The sequence below is a fragment of the Isoptericola sp. NPDC056134 genome (genome assembly GCF_042264825.1).
GTDB classification, from domain to species: Bacteria; Actinomycetota; Actinomycetes; order Actinomycetales; family Cellulomonadaceae; genus Isoptericola; species Isoptericola nanjingensis.
The window spans coordinates 40,769-58,319 of the sequence record NZ_JBHJVM010000017.1; the positions used below are offsets into that span (position 1 = coordinate 40,769).

Below are 17,551 nucleotides of genomic sequence, written 5' to 3' on the forward strand. Positions count from 1 at the left end.
CCCGACCCCGCTTCTCGAAGGAGAGAGCCCATGCCCGACGCCCTCGACAGCCGACGGTCCGTCACGCACCGCGTGCGGGTCGACCGTCCGTCCCCGCCGCGCCGCGGCCACCTCGAGCTGGGCGACCCGCCCGGTGCGCCGGACCTGGTGGCGGTGACCAGCCGATACCTCGAGCGGGCCGGGGCGCCCTGGTTCCCGGTGACGGGCGAGGTGCACTACTCGCGCGTCCCGCGGGAACGCTGGTCCGAGGTGCTGGGGCACGCGAGGGCGGGCGGGCTGGACTCCGTCGCCACGTACGTGTTCTGGCAGGCGCACGAGCCCGCGCCGGGCGACTTCCGCTGGGACGGGAACCTCGTCCTTCGTGCCTTCGTCGAGCTCGCCGGGCGGCACGGTCTGGACGTCGTCGTGCGGCTCGGGCCCTGGGCCCACGGCGAGGCGCGGTACGGCGGCTTCCCCGACTGGCTCGTCGAGCGCGGGCTGGCGACGCGCACGAACGACCCGGCGTACCTGGAGCTGGTCCGCGCCTACTACGCGCAGACGGTCGCGCAGCTCGACGGCTTGACCCACGCCGAGGGCGGACCCGTCGTGGGGGCCCAGGTGGACAACGAGCTCTACGACCAGCCCGAGCACCTCGCCACCCTGCGCACCATCGCGGAGGAGGCGGGCCTGCGGGTGCCGCTGTGGACCGCGACCGGGTGGGGCGGCGCGCAGGTGCCGGCCACCCTGCTGCCGCTCTACTCCGCGTACGCCGACGGGTTCTGGGAGGACGGCGAGACCGAGTGGCCGGCGTTCTCGCCGGTGCACTTCCGGTACAGCACGGTGCGCGACGACCTCAGCGTGGGCGCCGACCTGCGCGAGGCCCTCGACGGCATCGTCGTCGCGCCCGACGCCGTCCCCTTGAAGGACGACGACGCCCTGCCGTACGCGACGTGCGAGCTGGGCGGCGGGATGCACGTCGCCTACCACCGGCGGCCGCTGGTGACGCCGGACGACGTGGCCGCTCTCGCGCTGGCGAAGATCGGCAGCGGCTCCGTGTGGCAGGGGTACTACATGTACGCCGGCGGCACGCAGCGCGTGGGGCCGCGCGGCACCGAGCAGGAGTCGCATGCCACCGGCTACCCGAACGACGTGCCCACGCGCACCTACGACTTCGGGGCTCCCGTCGGCGAGCACGGCCAGGTGCGCCGCCACCACCACCTGCTGCGCCGCCAGCACCTGTGGCTGCAGGCCGACGGGGCGGCGCTCGCGGCCATGACCACGACCGTGGGCGGCGGGAGCGAGGACCCGGACGAGCTGCGCTGGTCGGTGCGGTCGGACGGGCGCCGCGGGTACGTCTTCCTCACCACGTACCAGCCGGCGCGCCGGCCGCTGCCGCCGCAGCCGGGCGTCCGGGTCGCCGTCGAGCTCGACGACGCGACGGTGACCGTGCCCACGCGTCCCGTCGACCTGCCCGCGGGCGTCTCCGTGGCCTGGCCCGTCCGGTACCCGCTCGCCGACGGGCTCGTGCTGCGCAGCGCGACGGTGCAGGTCCTCACACGGATCGACGCCGGGCGGGACCTCGTCGTGCTCGTCGCGACCGACGGCGTGCCCGTCGAGCTCGCTGTCGACGGTGACGTCGCCGCGACCGGCCCGGTCGAGGCGCGCGCCGAGGACGGCGTGACCGTCCTCGACCTGGTCGGCGAGCCGGGGCCAGAGACGGTCGTGCGTCTGCGCGGCCCGTCCGGAGAGGTCGACGTCCTGGTGCTCGACGAGGCGTCCGCGAACCGCCTGTACCGGCTCGACGTCGGCGGCCGCGAGCGCCTCGTCCTCGCCGACGCCCCGGTGCACGCGCTCGACGGCGCGCTCGTCGTGCACACGGAGGACCCGGCGGTCACGGTGTCGATGCTGCCCGCGCCCCGGACCCTCGAGGTGGCGGGCGGCGACGAGGCCCACCTCGACCCGTCCGGCGCCGCCGGCCCGTGGTCGTCGTGGACGCTCGCCGTGCCCGCCGCCGGGCGTCGCCGGGTCGCGACGGACCTGCACCCGGACGCCCCCGCGCCGCCGGAGCCGACGCGCGGCGGCCCGATGGACCGGCTCGGCGCGCCGACCGACTTCTCCGGCGCGGCCCGCGTGCCCCTGGACGTGCCCGCCGACGCGCTGGGCGGCGTCGACCGCGCGCTGCTGCGCGTCGCGTGGAAGGGCGACGTGGGCCGCGCCGTCGTGCACGGAGCGGGCGGCGACGTCGTCGTGAGCGACCACTTCTGGCACGGCCGCGAGTGGGACGTCGACCTCACGCCGTGGCGCGACGACGTCGCCCGCGACGGCCTGACGCTGGAGCTGCTGCCGTGGCGCGCCGCGACCGGCGTCTGGGTGGACCCGTCCGTGCGCGACGTGCCCGACGGGATCGCCGTCGCCGCGGTCGACGTCGTCCGGGTGGCGCGGGTGGTCCTGGCCGTGGGGGAGGGGGCATGAGCGGCACGGCGGCCCGCATGGTGACGGGCGCGGGCGCGGGCGCGGTGACGGGGACCGCGGCCGCCGCGGGGGTGCCCGCACACCTGCCCGGGCGGCTGGCGATCACGCTGTGGGACTTCTCCTGGTACGTGCGCACCGGGCCGGGGGAGCCCTTCGAGGACCTGGACGCGGCGTTCGCCCGCGCGGTGGAGCTCGGGTACAACGCCGTGCGGGTCTGCGCGATGCCGTTCCTGCTGTTCCGGTCCGGCCTCGACACGACCGCCCTGCGGCTCGGGCCGATCGGCGGCGGCTACGCGTCGCGGGTGCGCTGGTACGACGTGCGCGAGCCGACGACGATCGACGCCCGCGCGCACCTGCTGGAGCTGTTCCGCGGCGCCGAGCGGCACGGCATGACGGTGATCGCGTCGTCGTGGGAGTACCAGCAGAGCCCGGCGTTCGCGGCCGACCGCGCCTGGTACGACGCCCTCCAGGCCGTGGATCCCGAGGACCGTCTCACCGTGCTCGGCGAGGCGATGGCCGACCTCGTGGACCTGCTGCGGGACGAGGGGCTCGACCACGTGCTGGCGTACGTCGAGCCGCACAACGAGGTCCAGGCCGGGCACCTCACCGCCGGGCTGCCCGGCGTCGAGGACCCGGTCGTCGAGCTGCGCGACCGGCTCGAGCGCGGCATCGCCGCGTTCTCCGCGCGCCACCCCGGCGTGCTCTGCGGCCCGAACTACGCCGCCGTCCCGGTCACCGCGATGCGGGGCCTGCCGCGCAACGCCCAGGTTCTCGGCGTCCACCCGTACGTCTACGGGGTCCTGGACGACCTGGTCCGCGAGTTCGCGCTGCGCGGCGACCCCGCCGACTTCCCGCAGGCGCGGGCCGACGCCGAGCTGCTCCGGCCCGGAGCGCCGCGGCTCGGCGAGTGGGCGCCGCCGGCGGACGAGGAGTGGAAGCGGCGCGCGTCGATCGTCGGCCACGCCGAGATCTACGTGCACGACTGGTGCGACCCGCAGGCCGTGGACCGGTGGCTGTACGAGCGCTACGGCGCGCACCGCATCGCGATGGCGGAGCGGCTGCGCGAGTGGATCGGCGTCGCGGCCGACCACGCCGCCCGGCTCGGGATCCCGCTCGTGCTCGGGGAGGGCTGGGTGGGCTACACGCCGCGCGACACCCGGTTCGAGGAGGGGCCGGTCGGGGCGCAGATCTGCCGGGACGCCGTGCGGCACGCGGCCGACGTCGGCGCCTGGGGCTCGGTCGTGTGCTCCAACGCCGCGCCGCAGCACGCCATGTGGCAGGACGACGAGCTGCAGCGCGAGTGCACCGCCGTCGTCCGCGGCACGGCCGCCTGAGCCCGCCTAGGGTGACCGCATGGCCGCCGCGAACGACCCGTACGAGCTCGTCCCCACCGCGCCCGACGTCGACGCGTACCTGCGCCTGCGTCGGGACTCGGGCCTCAGCCCGAAGACGGCCGAGCAGGCCGGCTACGCGGTCGCGAACAGCTGGGCGTTCGTCCACGTCAGGCACCGGCCGACGGGCGAGGCGGTCGCGATGGGGCGGGTGCTCGGCGACGGCGGCTGGTACTTCCACGTCGCCGACATGGCGACCCTGCCCGACCACCAGCGGCAGGGACTGGGACGACAGATGCTCGAGTGGCTGCTCGCCCAGATCGACGAGCGCGCGCCCGCGCACCCGTACGTCACGCTCATGGCGGACGCGCCGGGCCGCCCGCTGTACCGCAGCCTCGGGTTCGTCGAGTCCGCGCCGCAGAGCCTGGGGATGGTCCTGGCCGACCGGCCCTGACGGCCGGTCGGCCGCCGTCAGCGCCCGACCATGCTCATGCCGGCGTCGTTGTAGCGGTTCCCCCGCACCCCGACGCGGGCGGCGAGGGCGTCCAGGCCCGCCCGCTCGTCCGCCGACAGGGCGACGGCGGTGGCGGCGGCGTTCTCCTCGACGCGTTCGAGGCGTCGGGTACCAGGGATGGGCACGACCCACGGCTGCTGGGCGAGCAGCCACGCGAGCGCGACCTGGCCGGGCGTGGCGCCCTTCGCGTCGGCGAGCGCGCGGACGTGGTCGACCAGGGCGAGGTTCGCGGCCCGGTTCTCTGCGGTGAACCGAGGGATCGTGCGACGGATGTCCCCGTGCGTGAAGGACGTGCCGGGGTCGACCGTGCCCGTGAGGAACCCCTTGCCCAGCGGGCTGAACGGGACGAACCCGATCCCCAGCTCGGCGAGGGCGGGCAGCACCTCGGCCTCCGGGTCGCGCGTCCACAGGGAGTACTCGCTCTGCACGGCGGTCACGGGGTGCACGGCGTGGGCGCGGCGGATCGTCGCGGCCGACGCCTCGGAGAGCCCCAGGTGGCGCACCTTGCCCTCGGCGACCAGCTCGCCGACCGTGCCCGCGACGTCCTCGATCGGCACGTCGGGGTCCACGCGGTGCTGGTAGAACAGGTCGATCCGGTCGGTGCGCAGCCGGCGCAGCGAGGCGTCGGCGACGCGGCGGACCTGCTCGGGCCGGCTGTCGAGGCCCACGCTGCGGCCGTCGCGGATGTCCCAGCCGAACTTGGTGGCGATCACCACGGCGTCGCGGACGGGCGCCAGGGCCTCCCCGACGAGCTCCTCGTTGACGTACGGGCCGTACACCTCGGCGGTGTCGACGAACGTGACGCCGCGGTCGACGGCGCCGCGCAGGACGCCGATCATGTCGTCGCGGCTGCCCGGGTTCGGCCCGTAGCTCTGGGACATGCCCATGGCGCCGAGGCCGATCGCCGAGACGTCGAGGCCCTGTCCGAGGGTGCGGGTGTGCATGTGCGGTCTCCTGGTGGTCGGTGGTCGGTGGTCGGTGGTCGGTGGTCATGCCTCCGCGGCAGCGAGCCGGCCTGACGCGACCGCGTCCAGGAAGGCGGCGTAGTCGCGGTCGTTCTGGTCCGCGTAGTCGGCGGCGAAGTCCGCGACCGCCCGGTCGAAGACGTCGTTGCGGCCGAGGTAGGCGGCGAGGGCGATGCGGTCGCCGGTGCGGGCGTGGGCCCGCGCGAGCGCCTCGCCGCAGAGCTGGGCGTAGGCGCGTGCGCCCGCGGCGTCCATCACCTCGACGTCGACGCCGCCCTTCCAGTCGTAGAGCTGGCGGAGGTAGTAGTCGCGGACGACGCCGTCGACGCCGGCGACGCGCTGCCAGCCGAGGAAGACGTCGCCCGCCGCCTGCATGAGCCGCTGCCCGCGCACGACCCGCTCGCCGTGGTTGTCGTACCGGCTCGGCGGGAGGAAGCGCTCCAGCACCGACCGCTCCGCCTGCTTGGCCTGCAGCACGAGGGTGTCGGCCTCGTCCCGGCCGCGCAGCAGCACCACCCACGCGCGCGTGCCCACGCTGCCGACGCCGACGACCTTGCGCGCCATGTGCACGTAGGAGAACTCCGCCATCGGGTGGCGCTCCGGCTGGAGCGTCGACAGGTACGACGCGATCAGGCCCCGCATCCAGTCCTCCGCCCGCTCCCGGTCGCGTGCGAGGGGCACGAGGTCCTCGACCGGGACGACGAGCGGTGGGCTGGCGGCGATCCGCGGCTCGCCGTCGACCACCTCCACGAGCTTGGCGGCGGCACGCGTGCTGTCCTTCGTGCGGGCCTTCGCGAGGTCCGCCTCCATCCGCTCCACCTGCTTGCGGCCGAGGCGCTTGGCGCGGTGCTCCGTCTTGATCCAGGCCACGACGCGGTCCGCGTCGAGCCGGTCGTACCACCCCTCGAGCACACCGGACCCGGCCAGCCGCAGCAGGCGCTCGCGGTAGGCCCGCACGACGGCGAGGTCGAGGTCGCGGCGCTGTCCGGCGTCGAACCCGCGGTGCCGGCCCGCCACCTCGACGCTGGCGACCAGCCGCTTCACGTCCCACTCCCACGGGCCGGGGAGGGTCTCGTCGAAGTCGTTGATGTCGAACACCATCGCCCGCTCCGGCGTGCCGAAGACGCCGAAGTTCGACAGGTGCGCGTCGCCGCAGACCTGGGTGACGATCCCCGACACGGGGGTGCGGGCCAGGTCGGTCGCCATGAGCAGCGCAGCGCCCCGGTAGAAGGTGAACGGCGACACCATCATCCGGCGGTGACGGATCGGCACGAGGTCCGGCTCTCGGGTCGCCTCCTGCTCCTCGAGCAGGGCGACCGGGTCGGGGCGGTCAGGCGGGGGCGCCCACCCCGCGTGGGACGACCTCGGGGCGCGGCGTCGGGCGGCGCGGCCGTGCTCGGCCCGGAGCCCGAAGTCGGTCGGCGGGGGCGGCGCGAGCTGCTCTGCCACGTCGTCACGGGTGCTCATGGGCCCACCTCCGATACCTCCTCGATGGTGGGCCCCGCCGCCGGGGGTCGCACCCGGGGGTCGCGACCGCAGGAAGGTCAGCGCGGGTCCACGCGCAGCGTGGTCGACGTCGCGGCCGGGCTCGTGATCGAGCGGACCGCCGAGCCGTCGCCGTACTTGGCGTGGTAGGCGCGGTCGACGGCGTCGTCGTGGGCGTCGTCCCGGGTGAAGGTCACCTCGGTGCGGACGCCGCCGGCGTCGATCACGCCGGTACCGGTGCGCTGCACGCCCCGGTACCAGGCCCCCTCGGCGCCGCGCACCGACCGCAGGTACAACGCGCCGTCGACGACGACGTGCCACACGATCCGGGGCGTGCGGAGCGAGCCGTCGGGCCGGTGCGCTGCGACGCGGAGCTCGCCGTCGCCGTCGATCGCCGCCAGGTCGGCGGGGTTCCAGTCGGTCATGACTCCTCCTCGGTGGGGGGCTCGGGGGTGCACGGGGCGACGTCGTCGACGGCGCGCAGGGCGTTGAGCGTGCGCGGGTAGCCGACGACGGGCAGCAGCTGGGTGACGACCGCGACCAGCGTGGCGCGATCGTTGCCGACGTTGAGGTTCGCGCGCACGTGCCCGGCCACCTGCGGGTCGGCGCCGCCGAGGGCGACGAGCAGCGCCAGCGTGACCAGCTCGCGGGTCGGCACGTCGAGGCCGCCGCGCGTGTAGTGGTCGCCGAAGCAATGCGCGGCCAGGGCACGCTGCACGTGCTGCTCGTCGGCGGGGGCGTTCGCGTGCATGGCGTCGACGACGTCGGCGCCCACGATGCGCTTCTGCACGGCGAGGCCGTCGGCGTCGCGGGTCGCGGGCGTCACCGTGGCCTGCCCGGGCAGGGGGAGCTCGACGTCGCGGTCGGCGAGCAGCTCGCTCGCCACGACCAGCGCGTCGACCGCCCGGCCGAGCCCCGCGTACGGGACCGCCTGGTACAGCACCTCCTTCAGCGCGACGGGCGTGACGCCGGTGGCGAGTGCGTCCTCGAGCTCGACCCGCAGGACGGCGGTGCCGCCGGTGGCGACGAGCGCCGCGACCCGGAGCAGGGCCCGCAGGCGCGGGTCGAGCGGGGCGTCGCGCTCGACGTCGTCGGCGAACCGGTCGGCGATCGCGACGAGCTCCGGGTCGGTGGCCACGAGCGAGGTGGCGGTGAGGGGCATCGGTCAGGCCTCCGGGATCTCGCGGCCGAACGTCTCGAGCGTGACGTCGGCGGGCTCGGGGCCGCCGCGCCGGCCGGTGTCGAGGGCGTCGATCGCGGCCAGCTCGTCGGCCGACAGCTCGAAGCCCGTGACGTCGAGGTTCTCCGCGATGCGGCTCGGGGTGACCGACTTGGGGATGGCGGAGCGGCCCTGCTGCAGGTGCCAGCGCAGCATCACCTGTGCGGGCGTCGCGCCGTGCGCCTCCGCGAGGCCCACGATCGTCGGGTCCTGCAGCGTGCTGGTGTGCCCGGTGTCCCGGTAGAACGTGATGCCGCCGATGGGCGACCAGGCCTGGGTGAGGATGCCGTGCTTCGCGTTGGCGGCGAGGACGTCGGGCTGGCGGAAGTACGGGTGCACCTCGACCTGGTTCACAGCCGGCACGACGGAGGTCTCGGCCAGGAGCCGGTCCAGGTGCTCGGGCATGAAGTTGCTGACGCCGATGGCGCGGACCTTGCCGTCGGCGAGCAGCGTCTCGAGGGCCTGGTAGGCCTCGACGGTGAGGTCGAACCGGCTCGGCAGCGCCTGGTGCAGGATCAGCAGGTCGATGGTGTCGACGCCGAGCTTGCCGGCGGACTTGTCGAACGCGTGCAGCGTCGCGTCGTAGCCGTAGTCGCTGATCCAGACCTTCGTCTCGAGGAAGACCTCGTCGCGCGGGACGCCGGAGCGGCGCAGCGCCTCGCCGACCTCGCGCTCGTTGCCGTACGCGGCGGCGGTGTCGATATGCCGGTAGCCGACGCGCAGCGCCTCGACGGTCGCCGCGACGGTCTCGTCCGGCGGGGTCTGGAAGACGCCGTACCCGAGGGCGGGCATGGTGACGCCGTGGTGAAGCGTGAGGGTGGGGACGGGGTTCGTCATGTCGTCCACGCTACGAACGTGTCGCCGATCCTGGGAGACCCTGCTGGTACCTGGCTGGTCAAACCCCTGAACCTGCGTGTGCTCGTCATGCCGAGCCGCCGCGAACCCACGGACGTGGCGCCGCGAATCCGCGAGAAACTGGTCATGGCGACCAGTCGACGCCCGGTCGGGGCGGCGGGGAGTCCCGGACGTGCCCGGTAACGCCAGTACCTCCCGGCTCCGAGGGCTTCGACGTACCGTCGAGGGCATGGACCTGAAGGCGGAGACGCGCGAGTTCCTGGCCACCCGCCGGGCGCGGATCACCCCGGACAAGGCCGGCCTGCCCGCGTACGGCGGCAACCGGCGCGTGCCGGGGCTGCGGCGCGAGGAGGTGGCGATGCTCGCGGGCGTGAGCGTCGACTACTACACCCGGCTGGAGCGCGGGAACCTCGGCGGCGTGTCCGAGGAGGTGCTGGAGTCGCTCGCGGAGGCGCTCCAGCTCGACGAGGCGGAGCGGCTGCACCTGTTCGACCTCGCGCGGGCCGCCAACGCCTCCGGCGCGGCCCGGTCGCGAGCGCGCCGCACGCCCGCCGGCTCGGTGCGACCGTCCGTGCAGCGGATCCTCGACGTGATGGGCGACGTCCCCGCCTTCGTCCGCAACGGCCGGCTCGACGTCCTCGGCACGAACGTCCTGGGCCGCGCCCTGTACGCGCCGCTGTACGACTCGCGGGAGCAGGTCGCGGGCAAGCCGGTCAACAGCGCCCGCTTCCACTTCCTCGACCCCGACGCCGCGGCCGCGTTCTTCGGCGAGAAGTCGCCGCGGATGGCGCACGACGCCGTCGCGATCCTGCGCGCCGAGGCGGGCAAGAATCCGTACGACAAGGCCCTCACCGCCCTCGTGGGCGAGCTGTCCACCCGCAGCGAGGACTTCCGCCGGCTGTGGGCGTCGCACGACGTGCGCCTGCACCGCACGGGCACGAAGGCGTTCCACCACCCGGCGGTCGGGCTGCTCGAGCTCGACTACGAGGCGCTCGTGCTCCCCGCCGACCCGGGCCTGCAGATGAACGTCTACACCGCGCAGCCCGGTTCGCCGTCAGCCGACGGGCTCGCGCTGCTCGCGTCGTGGGCGGCGACCACGCTCGCGGCGCCCGCCGAGGACGCCTCCACCCGAGAAGGAGCCACCGACCGATGAAGAAGATCCCCCGCCCGGCGACCACCAAGAACCCGCCCGAGCAGTTCCACGGCGACGTGTGGCTCGACCCGATCACCACGCCGCAGGAGGGAGACCAGCGCATGGTCGTGGCGCTGGTGCGGTTCGCGCCCGCGGCCCGCACCGCGTGGCACTCGCACGCCCGCGGGCAGACGCTGCACGTCGTGTCGGGCGTGGCGCTGGTCGGCACGCGCGACGGCGTCGTCGTCGAGGCCCGGCCCGGGGAGACCGTGTACTGCCCGCCGGGGGAGGAGCACTGGCACGGGGCCTCACCGGACGACTTCATGGAGCACCTGGCGATGCTCGAGAACGCCGACGACCCGGCGGCCACGACCACCTGGCTGGAGCACGTCACGGACGAGGAGTACGCCCGCGCGCCGTGGCTCGACGTCTGATCGGCGCCAAAAGTTTTAAAAGTTATGGCTCCGTGCGTGAAGGTCTTGCCGGTCTCATAAATGTGCATCACGATGACTGTCGTGGACACGCCGAGCCTCCTCGCAGCGGGTGAGGACCTGACGACCGAGTTCAAGACGCATGTCAACGATCGCGAACTTGCGAAGGCCGTGGCCTGCATCGCCAACGGCGATGGTGGAGTTCTCCTCCTCGGCGTCGACGACGACGGGACAGTGGTCGGGGCTCGACCACGGCACGGGAGAGCGACGGTGCCGGAGCGCGTCGCCGCAGTCATACAGAATCTGACCGAACCGCCCCTGGCCGTTCGAGTCAGTGTCGACCTGATCGAAGGGCTAGAGGTCGTGCGCGTCGACGTACCCCGCGCCGATCCAGGACCCGTGGGTACGAAAGAAGGCGTGTTCACCCGGCGTGCCATCGACGCCACGGGACAACCGCAGTGTGCTCCGATGACCGCGCACGAGATCGTCAGCATGGGGATGGTCACCCGGGGGCAGGACTATGCCGCGGCTGTCGCCTCGGAGGCGACGATGAGCGACCTCGACCCGCGGGAGTTCGATCGCTTCCGAGCGATGTGTGCCGCCAGCGGTGATGACCTGGGACGTCTCTCCGACTCCGACGTGCTCAAGGCGCTCGGACTGGTGCCGTTGACGGCACCCGTCAGCCTGGGCGCCGTTCTCCTGTTCGGCCAGGAAGCCGCCGTCCAACGGTGGATCCCGAACGCAGAGTTCCTCTTTCAGGATCTACGGGGGACAGATGACGCCGTGAATCATCGCGTGGTCGGTCCGCTCCTGCGGGTCGCGTCCGATCTGGGGGAACTCCTCGACGCGCGCAACTCCACGACCGAGTTGCTTGCTGGGCTCCACAGGATCGAGATACCTCTCATCCCTTCGGTGACTCGCCGCGAAGCGATCGCGAACGCGTTGGTGCATCGCGATTACGCGGCGCTCGGACCCACCCGAGTACAGATGACGGCTGGTGAGTTCGTCGTCGCGAACCCAGGCAGCCTCCCGCCCGGCGTGACGATCGACAACATCCTCGAACAATCTCGACCTCGCAGCCCGATACTTGCGGCAGCCTTCAAGCGGGCAGGCCTCGTCGAGCGTCGGGGCAAAGGCGTCAACGACATGTTCGAGCAGCAGCTTCGAGCAGGTCGAGACGCTCCCGACTACTCCCGAACCACGCCCGACTCAGTGTTGGTGGCAGTGTCTTTGGGCTCAGCCGACATCGATCTCGTGCGCTTCCTGCTCACCTGGGAGGACTCGCACCAGCGACCCCTCGACCTCGACGAGCTTCGGGTGGTGCACGAGGTCAAGGCCGCCGGTTCAGAGTCCGGGCCGGGGATCGCGAGCATACTTTCCTTGCCGACACCGGCTGTTCGGCGTGTCACGACAAGGCTCGTCGAACTGGGGATCCTCGAGGCGCGAGGCAACGGCCGAAGCCGCAAGTTCCATCTCACGGCACGCTTCTACGACGTCGCGCAAGATCGTGACGCTTACGTGCGGATCAAGGGCGTGGACCCGCTTCAACAAGAGCGCATGATCTTGGACTATGTCAGTGCCTACGGCTCGATCACACGGGGCCAGGCGGCTGGCCTCTGCCAGACCTCTCCGACGCAGGCTCGGGCGGCACTCAAACGTCTTGTCGATGTGGGAAGACTGCGCATCGTCGGTGAACGACGTGCTGCTCGCTACGAAGCGACCTCACGAAGCCGGTCGACGTGATGCTCAGATCAGCAGCGGCGCCAGGCCGAAGCCGATGGCGACGGCGGTCGCGACGGCCACCAGCCCCGGCACCATGAACGAGTGGTTGAACAGGTACTTCCCGATGCGGGTGGTGCCGGTGTCGTCGAGCTCGATGGCGGCGACGACCGTCGTGTAGGTGGGCAGCAGGAACAGGCCGGTGACGGCGGGGAACGACGCGACCATCGTCGTCGCCGCCACGCCCATGCCGGCGGCCACAGGCATGAGGGCGATCGTCGTCGCCGCCTGCGAGTACAGCAGCGCGGACGCGAGCAGCAGCACGACGGCGAGCATCCACGGGTAGCGCTGGATGATGTCGCCGCCCAGCTCCTCGATCTCGGCGGTGTGGCCCTGCACGAACGTGTTGCCCAGCCAGGCGACGCCGATGATGCAGACGGCGGCGCTCATGCCGCTGCGGAACGTCTGCTGCGTGATGACCGTGCTGACGTCGATCTTGCAGAGCAGGGCGATGAGAAGCCCCGCCAGCAGCATGAACGTCATGATGGCGCCGCTGCGCGTGATGGTCGGGTCCTCGATCAGCCCGACCGAGTCGGACACGGCCGTGGAGTAGAGCACGACGACGAGCAGCGCCGCCGCGAAGATGATCAGCGACAGCAGCGCCCGCGGCTTGGCGACGAACTCCGTGCGCTCGCGCCGTTTCACCAGCCCCTTCGCGAGCCGCTCCTGGTACACCGGGTCGTCCTGCAGCTCGACGCCCTGCCGGGACGCGACGACGGCGCCGACCATGCAGCCCACCAACGTGGACACCCCCGCCACCGTCAGCAGCGTGAGGTAGTCGACGCCCAGGGGCTCGACGACGGCGGCCATCGCCACCACCGCCGCGGAGATGGGCGACGCCGCGATCGCCATCTGCGACGCCACGACCGCGATGGACAGCGGCCGCGACGGCCGCACGTTCGACTCCTTCGCCACCTCCGCGATCACCGGCAGCGTGGAGAAGGCGACCTGGCCCGTGCCGGAGAACACCGTCATCACGTACGTGACGAGCGGGGCGAGGAAGGTGATGCTGCGCGGGCGGGCGCGCAGCAGCACCTCCGTCTTCGCCACGAGGTAGTCCAGCCCGCCGGCGGCCTGCATCGCGGCGATGGCCGCGATGACGCACATGATGATGCCCAGCACGTCCCAGGGGACACCCGTCGCCGGGTCCACCTCGAGGCCGAGCAGCCCGAGGACGATGACGCCGGCGCCGCCCGCCAGCCCGATCCCGATACCGCCGAGGCGCGCCCCGATGAAGACGAAGACCAGGACGACGGCGAACTGGACGACGATCACCGGGCGGCCTCACCCTCCTCGTCGGCAGGGGCGTCGTCGTGCTCGTGCTCCGGGTCCGACGGCGCCCCCGCCGCGTCGTCGGACTCCACGACGCGCGACGACTCGCCCTCCTCGCCGGGGGCCGGGATGCCGCGCTCGTCCGGCGCGTAGAAGCGGCCGCTGTAGCGCGGGTGCAGGAAGTTCTCGGTGGTGAGGATCGAGTCGACCTCGTCGGCGGTGAGCAGGCCGCGCGCGACGACGACGTCGCGCACCGAGGCGCCGGTGCGGGCGGCCTCCTTGCCGACGAGGTCGCCGTTGTGGTGCCCGATCACCTCGTTGAGGTACGTGACGATGCCGATGGAGCCGAGCACGTGCTGGCGCATCACGTCGGCGTTGGCCGTGATCCCCACGACGCACTTGGTGCGCAGCGCGTCGCACGCGTTGGTGAGCAGCCGGATCGACTCGAACATGGACTCCGCCAGCACGGGCTCCATGACGTTGAGCTGGAGCTGCCCGGCCTCGGCGGCGTGCGTGATGGTGACGTCGTTGCCCATCACCTTGAAGCACACCTGGTTGACCACCTCGGGGATCACCGGGTTCACCTTGGCGGGCATGATCGACGAGCCGGCCTGCAGCTCGGGCAGGTTGATCTCGTTGAGCCCCGCGCGCGGCCCGGAGGACAGCAGGCGCAGGTCGTTGCAGATCTTCGACAGCTTGGCCGCGAGCCGCTTCACCGCGGAGTGCACGGCCAGGTACGCGCCGTTGTCGTACGTGGCCTCGACGAGGTTCTCCGCCGGCACCGTGGCGAGCCCGGACACCTCCGCGAGCCGCCGCGCCGCGACCTTCGGGTAGCCGGGCGGGGTGTTGAGGCTCGTGCCGATCGCCGTCGCGCCCAGGTTCACCTCGAGCAGCAGGTCGGCCGCGTTCCGCAGGCGCTTGACCTCCTCGGCGACGTTCACCGAGAACCCGGCGAACTCCTGCCCCAGGCTCATCGGTACCGCGTCCTGCAGCTGGGTGCGGCCCATCTTCGGCAGGTCCGCGAACTCCGACGCCTTCTCGTCGAACGCCCGCGACAGCCGCCGCACGGCCACCACGAGCGACTCGGTCAGGGCGTGGACGGCCAGGCGGAAGCCGGTGGGGTAGGCGTCGTTCGTGGACTGGGACTTGTTGACGTGGTCGTTCGGGTTGATGACGTCGTAGCGGCCGCGGGGGAAGCCGGACAGCTCCAGCGCGAGGTTCGCGACGACCTCGTTGGTGTTCATGTTGACGCTGGTGCCCGCGCCGCCCTGGAACACGTCGATCGGGAACTGGTCCATGCACCTGCCCTGGACCAGCACCTCGTCGCACGCGCCGATGATGGCGTCCGCGATGTCCCGCTGGATGGCGCGCAGCTCCCGGTTCGCGAGCGCCGCCGCCTTCTTCACCATCACCATGCCGCGGATCATCTCCGGCACGTCGTTGATGGTCGTCCCGGAGATGGGGAAGTTCTCGATCGCCCGGACGGTGTGGATCCCGTAGTACGCCTGCGCAGGGACCTCCTTCGGTCCGAGCAGGTCTTCCTCGACGCGCACGTCGGCCGTGGGTTCGGCCGTGGGTTCGGCCGTGGGTTCGGCCGTGGGTTCAGCCATGGGTTCAGCCATGGGGCAGACGCTAGCAACGGCGCCGGTCGGACACCCGACGAGGGGTGGGGGTGCGTGCATCCGCGGTCCGTCGTGTGCTGAGAGGGCAGGAGGTCGTCAGGGGGCGCCATCGGTGGTCGTTCGGCTGCCCGGATCGAGGAGGAGCCCATGACGAGGACCAACCCGATGACGTGGTTGGGCAGGCAGGCCCGGCGCGGCGTGACCGACCTGCCGCGCAACGTCCTGTGGATGCTGGACGCGGGGGTCAAGAACCCGGCCCGCTCGGCCGGCCGCACCGCGCAGTCCGCCGGCCGCACCGTGCAGTCCGCCGGGCAGCACGCGGTGGCCGCCCTGGCCGACGCCAACCCCTTCCCGGGCGACGGCGGCGACCGCCGGCTGAACCGGGTGGACGCCGCGATGGAGCTGGCGCACGAGCTCGAGGTGCGCGCGCACGACGAGGCCCGCAACGCGAAGGAGCAGGCCGACGCCGTGGCCGCGGCCGAGGCGGAGGGCGACCGCCGGGTCGCCGAGGCCCGCAAGGAGGGCGACCGCGAGGTGAAGCGGGTCACCGCGGAGGCGCAGCGCGAGGCGGACGAGTACGTCGCGGCGAAGCGCGGCCGGGCCACCGAGCTCGCCGCGCGGCAGGTGGAGGAGACGGAGGCCGACGTCGGCAAGCACGTGGAGCAGGTCAGGGCGGAGGCCGACCGGGCTCGAGCCCAGGCCGAGGAGGCGGTCGAGCGCGCCCGCCAGCAGATGACGCGGGCCCGGGAGCTGGCCGAGGCCGCGGCGGAGGACGCCCGCCGCGCGGCCGACGAGGCCAGGGCCCGTGCCGACCGGCTCGCGGGAGAGGCCGAGGAGGAGGCGGAGCAGGCCCGCCGGCGGGTCGAGGAGGCCGACGAGCGCCGTCGGGAGGTGGCGTCCGAGGGACGGCAGCTCGGCGCGGACGCCGACACCGGACCGCTGGACCTCAAGGAGATGACGAAGGACGAGCTGCGCGCGCTGGGGGTGGAGATGGGCCTCGACCTGCCGACGTCCCTCCGCAAGGAGCAGATCGTCACGAGGATCCGCCGGCACAAGGACGAGCACGACCGATAGGGACGGGAGCACGACGATGACGTGGTGGCGCAAGAAGACGTTCGCCGACCGGGTCGCGGAGGCGCTGGGGCGCAGGCCGCGGCGGTCGGGCGGCACGGCGGTGCGGTCCGGGCTGATCGCGCTCGGGTCGGTCGTCGGGGTGACGGCCGCGAGCGCGGTCGCGTCGGCGATCCGCACGCGGCAGGACCAGGAGGGGTCAGGATGATCGGTCGGAAGACGCTCGGCCGGGCGCTGTTCTTCGGGCTCGGGTACGTCGTGGGCACGCGGGCCGGGCGGGAGCGGTACGCGCAGATCGAGGCCGGCGCCCGGGCGCTCGTCGCGGGCCTGCGCGGTCGCCTCGACGGCGAGGACGACGGCGGGAGCGACGACGGCGGTCGCGACGGCGAGTCGCGACGCCGGCCCGGGTCGTCGCGCGCAGGGGCGGACCCGTACGGCGACATCCGCCTCGGCGGGTAGGCGGCGCCGGACATGATCGTCAGGATCCAGCTCCTCGCGCGGCTGCTGCGGATCCGGCTGCTGCGGGTGGAGGGCGTCGTCGCGATCAGCGACGGCGACCTCCCGCCCGGCGTGCCCTCCGTGAAGCCGTCCGCGGACTCGCGAGGGGCCCCCGTCGTCCACGTCCGCGTGGACCGCGACCCGCCGGCGCTCGGGTCGGGGTCGCGTCGCCCGGATCCCGCTCTCGGTCGCGACCTGGCCGCGGCGGAGGCGATCCTGGGACAGGTGCCGTCGTCGGACCGCAGGAACAGGGAGTCGTCATGACGTACCAGATCGGCTACATCGTCGGGAGCCTGGCGAAGGGATCCATCAACCGCACCCTGTCGCGGGCGCTCGTCCGGCTGGCGCCGGACGACCTCGAGTTCACGGAGATCCCCATCGGGGACCTCCCGCTCTACAGCTGGGACTACGACGCCGACTACCCACCCGAGGGCCGGGCCTTCAAGGCGGCGGTCGAGGCGTCGGACGGGCTGCTCGTCGTGTCGCCGGAGTACAACCGGTCGATCCCGGGCGCGCTGAAGAACGCCATCGACTGGGGCTCGCGCCCGTGGGGCCAGAACTCCTTCGCGCGCAAGCCCGTCGGCATCATCGGAGCCTCCCCGGGCGGGATCGGCACCGCCGTCATGCAGTCGTCGATGCGTGCCGTCCTCAGCTTCCTCGACGCGCCGCAGCTCAACTCCCCGGAGGCGTACATCACCTACGTCGCCGACGACTTCGGCCCGGACGGCGAGGTGACGAACGAGAGCACCGCGGGCTTCCTGCGGCACTACATGGACGAGTACTGCGCGTTCGTGCAGCGCGTGCTCGCCGTCACCGCCCCCGGGCACATCGGCGACAGCGACCCGGCGTCGGCCAAGTAACCGACGAGCGACCCCCACGCCCGGGGGGACCGGATCCCCCCGCAGGGCGGTGGTGGGCGGTGCTGC

General features: G+C 73.1%; 18 protein-coding genes. 11 read left to right on the plus strand and 7 right to left on the minus strand.

The genetic code is table 11. The annotated features are described in order from the left end of the window. The first annotated feature begins 30 nt into the window (after nt 1-30). The 3 genes from ACFCZN_RS15860 to ACFCZN_RS15870 are packed head-to-tail and all read left to right on the plus strand — an operon-like array spanning nt 31 to nt 4,236. Nucleotides 31-2,451 (plus strand): beta-galactosidase, encoded by a 2,421-nt coding sequence (locus ACFCZN_RS15860; RefSeq protein ID WP_430557375.1) that lies wholly within the window; start codon nt 31-33, stop codon nt 2,449-2,451. Further along, complete coding sequence (locus tag ACFCZN_RS15865) at nt 2,448-3,785, plus strand: cellulase-like family protein (RefSeq protein ID WP_430557376.1); 1,338 nt, start codon at nt 2,448-2,450, stop codon at nt 3,783-3,785. Before ACFCZN_RS15860 ends, ACFCZN_RS15865 begins: the two co-directional genes overlap by 4 nt. 19 nt (nt 3,786-3,804) lie before the next feature. Continuing rightward, the gene (locus ACFCZN_RS15870) at nt 3,805-4,236 is read left to right on the plus strand and encodes a GNAT family N-acetyltransferase (RefSeq protein ID WP_430557377.1); all 432 of its coding nucleotides are present in this window, start codon (nt 3,805-3,807) and stop codon (nt 4,234-4,236) included. A gap of 17 nt (nt 4,237-4,253) precedes the next feature. On the opposite strand, the gene ACFCZN_RS15875 is transcribed toward ACFCZN_RS15870, so the two are convergent. The 5 genes from ACFCZN_RS15875 to ACFCZN_RS15895 form a co-directional block, all read right to left on the minus strand. Next, entirely contained in the window at nt 4,254-5,240 is a 987-nt protein-coding gene (locus ACFCZN_RS15875) for an aldo/keto reductase (RefSeq protein WP_429766354.1), read from the minus strand. Between the two features lie 45 nt (nt 5,241-5,285). After that, nucleotides 5,286-6,728 (minus strand): DUF2252 domain-containing protein, encoded by a 1,443-nt coding sequence (locus ACFCZN_RS15880; protein WP_430557378.1) that lies wholly within the window; start codon nt 6,726-6,728, stop codon nt 5,286-5,288. A gap of 77 nt (nt 6,729-6,805) precedes the next feature. After that, the gene (locus ACFCZN_RS15885) at nt 6,806-7,171 is read right to left on the minus strand and encodes a DUF2255 family protein (protein ID WP_430557379.1); all 366 of its coding nucleotides are present in this window, start codon (nt 7,169-7,171) and stop codon (nt 6,806-6,808) included. Next, the gene (locus tag ACFCZN_RS15890; protein WP_430557380.1) at nt 7,168-7,908 is read right to left on the minus strand and encodes a carboxymuconolactone decarboxylase family protein; all 741 of its coding nucleotides are present in this window, start codon (nt 7,906-7,908) and stop codon (nt 7,168-7,170) included. The genes ACFCZN_RS15885 and ACFCZN_RS15890 overlap by 4 nt, the downstream gene beginning before the upstream one ends. A gap of 3 nt (nt 7,909-7,911) precedes the next feature. Further along, on the minus strand, nt 7,912-8,802 hold the full coding sequence (locus tag ACFCZN_RS15895) for an aldo/keto reductase (protein WP_430557381.1): 891 nt from the start codon (nt 8,800-8,802) through the stop codon (nt 7,912-7,914). 247 nt (nt 8,803-9,049) lie between these two features. On the opposite strand from ACFCZN_RS15895, the gene ACFCZN_RS15900 reads away from it, so the two are divergent. The 3 genes from ACFCZN_RS15900 (at nt 9,050) to ACFCZN_RS15910 (ending at nt 12,126) form a co-directional block, all read left to right on the plus strand. Continuing rightward, a complete protein-coding gene (locus ACFCZN_RS15900; protein ID WP_430557382.1) occupies nt 9,050-9,973 on the plus strand; it encodes a helix-turn-helix transcriptional regulator in 924 nt (307 codons plus the stop codon). Beyond that, on the plus strand, nt 9,970-10,386 hold the full coding sequence (locus ACFCZN_RS15905; RefSeq protein ID WP_429766370.1) for a (R)-mandelonitrile lyase: 417 nt from the start codon (nt 9,970-9,972) through the stop codon (nt 10,384-10,386). The genes ACFCZN_RS15900 and ACFCZN_RS15905 overlap by 4 nt, the downstream gene beginning before the upstream one ends. An 81-nt stretch (nt 10,387-10,467) precedes the next feature. Further along, the gene (locus ACFCZN_RS15910; RefSeq protein ID WP_430557383.1) at nt 10,468-12,126 is read left to right on the plus strand and encodes an RNA-binding domain-containing protein; all 1,659 of its coding nucleotides are present in this window, start codon (nt 10,468-10,470) and stop codon (nt 12,124-12,126) included. 3 nt (nt 12,127-12,129) lie between these two features. Here ACFCZN_RS15910 and ACFCZN_RS15915 read toward each other — a convergent pair whose 3' ends face one another. Then, complete coding sequence (locus ACFCZN_RS15915) at nt 12,130-13,437, minus strand: anaerobic C4-dicarboxylate transporter (protein ID WP_430557384.1); 1,308 nt, start codon at nt 13,435-13,437, stop codon at nt 12,130-12,132. After that, nucleotides 13,434-15,044 carry an aspartate ammonia-lyase gene (gene aspA / locus ACFCZN_RS15920; protein WP_430557405.1) on the minus strand — a complete coding sequence of 537 codons (1,611 nt, stop codon included), beginning with the start codon at nt 15,042-15,044 and terminating at the stop codon, nt 13,434-13,436. The genes ACFCZN_RS15915 and aspA overlap by 4 nt, the downstream gene beginning before the upstream one ends. 159 nt (nt 15,045-15,203) lie before the next feature. Between aspA and ACFCZN_RS15925 the strand changes: the two genes are divergently transcribed. The 5 genes from ACFCZN_RS15925 to ACFCZN_RS15945 are packed head-to-tail and all read left to right on the plus strand — an operon-like array spanning nt 15,204 to nt 17,485. After that, nucleotides 15,204-16,130 carry a hypothetical protein gene (locus tag ACFCZN_RS15925; RefSeq protein WP_430557385.1) on the plus strand — a complete coding sequence of 309 codons (927 nt, stop codon included), beginning with the start codon at nt 15,204-15,206 and terminating at the stop codon, nt 16,128-16,130. Between the two features lie 16 nt (nt 16,131-16,146). After that, complete coding sequence (locus ACFCZN_RS15930; protein ID WP_429766377.1) at nt 16,147-16,335, plus strand: hypothetical protein; 189 nt, start codon at nt 16,147-16,149, stop codon at nt 16,333-16,335. Next, nucleotides 16,332-16,586 (plus strand): hypothetical protein, encoded by a 255-nt coding sequence (locus tag ACFCZN_RS15935; RefSeq protein WP_430557386.1) that lies wholly within the window; start codon nt 16,332-16,334, stop codon nt 16,584-16,586. The genes ACFCZN_RS15930 and ACFCZN_RS15935 overlap by 4 nt, the downstream gene beginning before the upstream one ends. A 12-nt stretch (nt 16,587-16,598) precedes the next feature. After that, the gene (locus ACFCZN_RS15940) at nt 16,599-16,889 is read left to right on the plus strand and encodes a hypothetical protein (RefSeq protein WP_430557387.1); all 291 of its coding nucleotides are present in this window, start codon (nt 16,599-16,601) and stop codon (nt 16,887-16,889) included. Next, nucleotides 16,886-17,485 (plus strand): NADPH-dependent FMN reductase, encoded by a 600-nt coding sequence (locus ACFCZN_RS15945; protein ID WP_429766382.1) that lies wholly within the window; start codon nt 16,886-16,888, stop codon nt 17,483-17,485. Before ACFCZN_RS15940 ends, ACFCZN_RS15945 begins: the two co-directional genes overlap by 4 nt. The last annotated feature ends 66 nt before the right edge of the window (nt 17,486-17,551 follow it).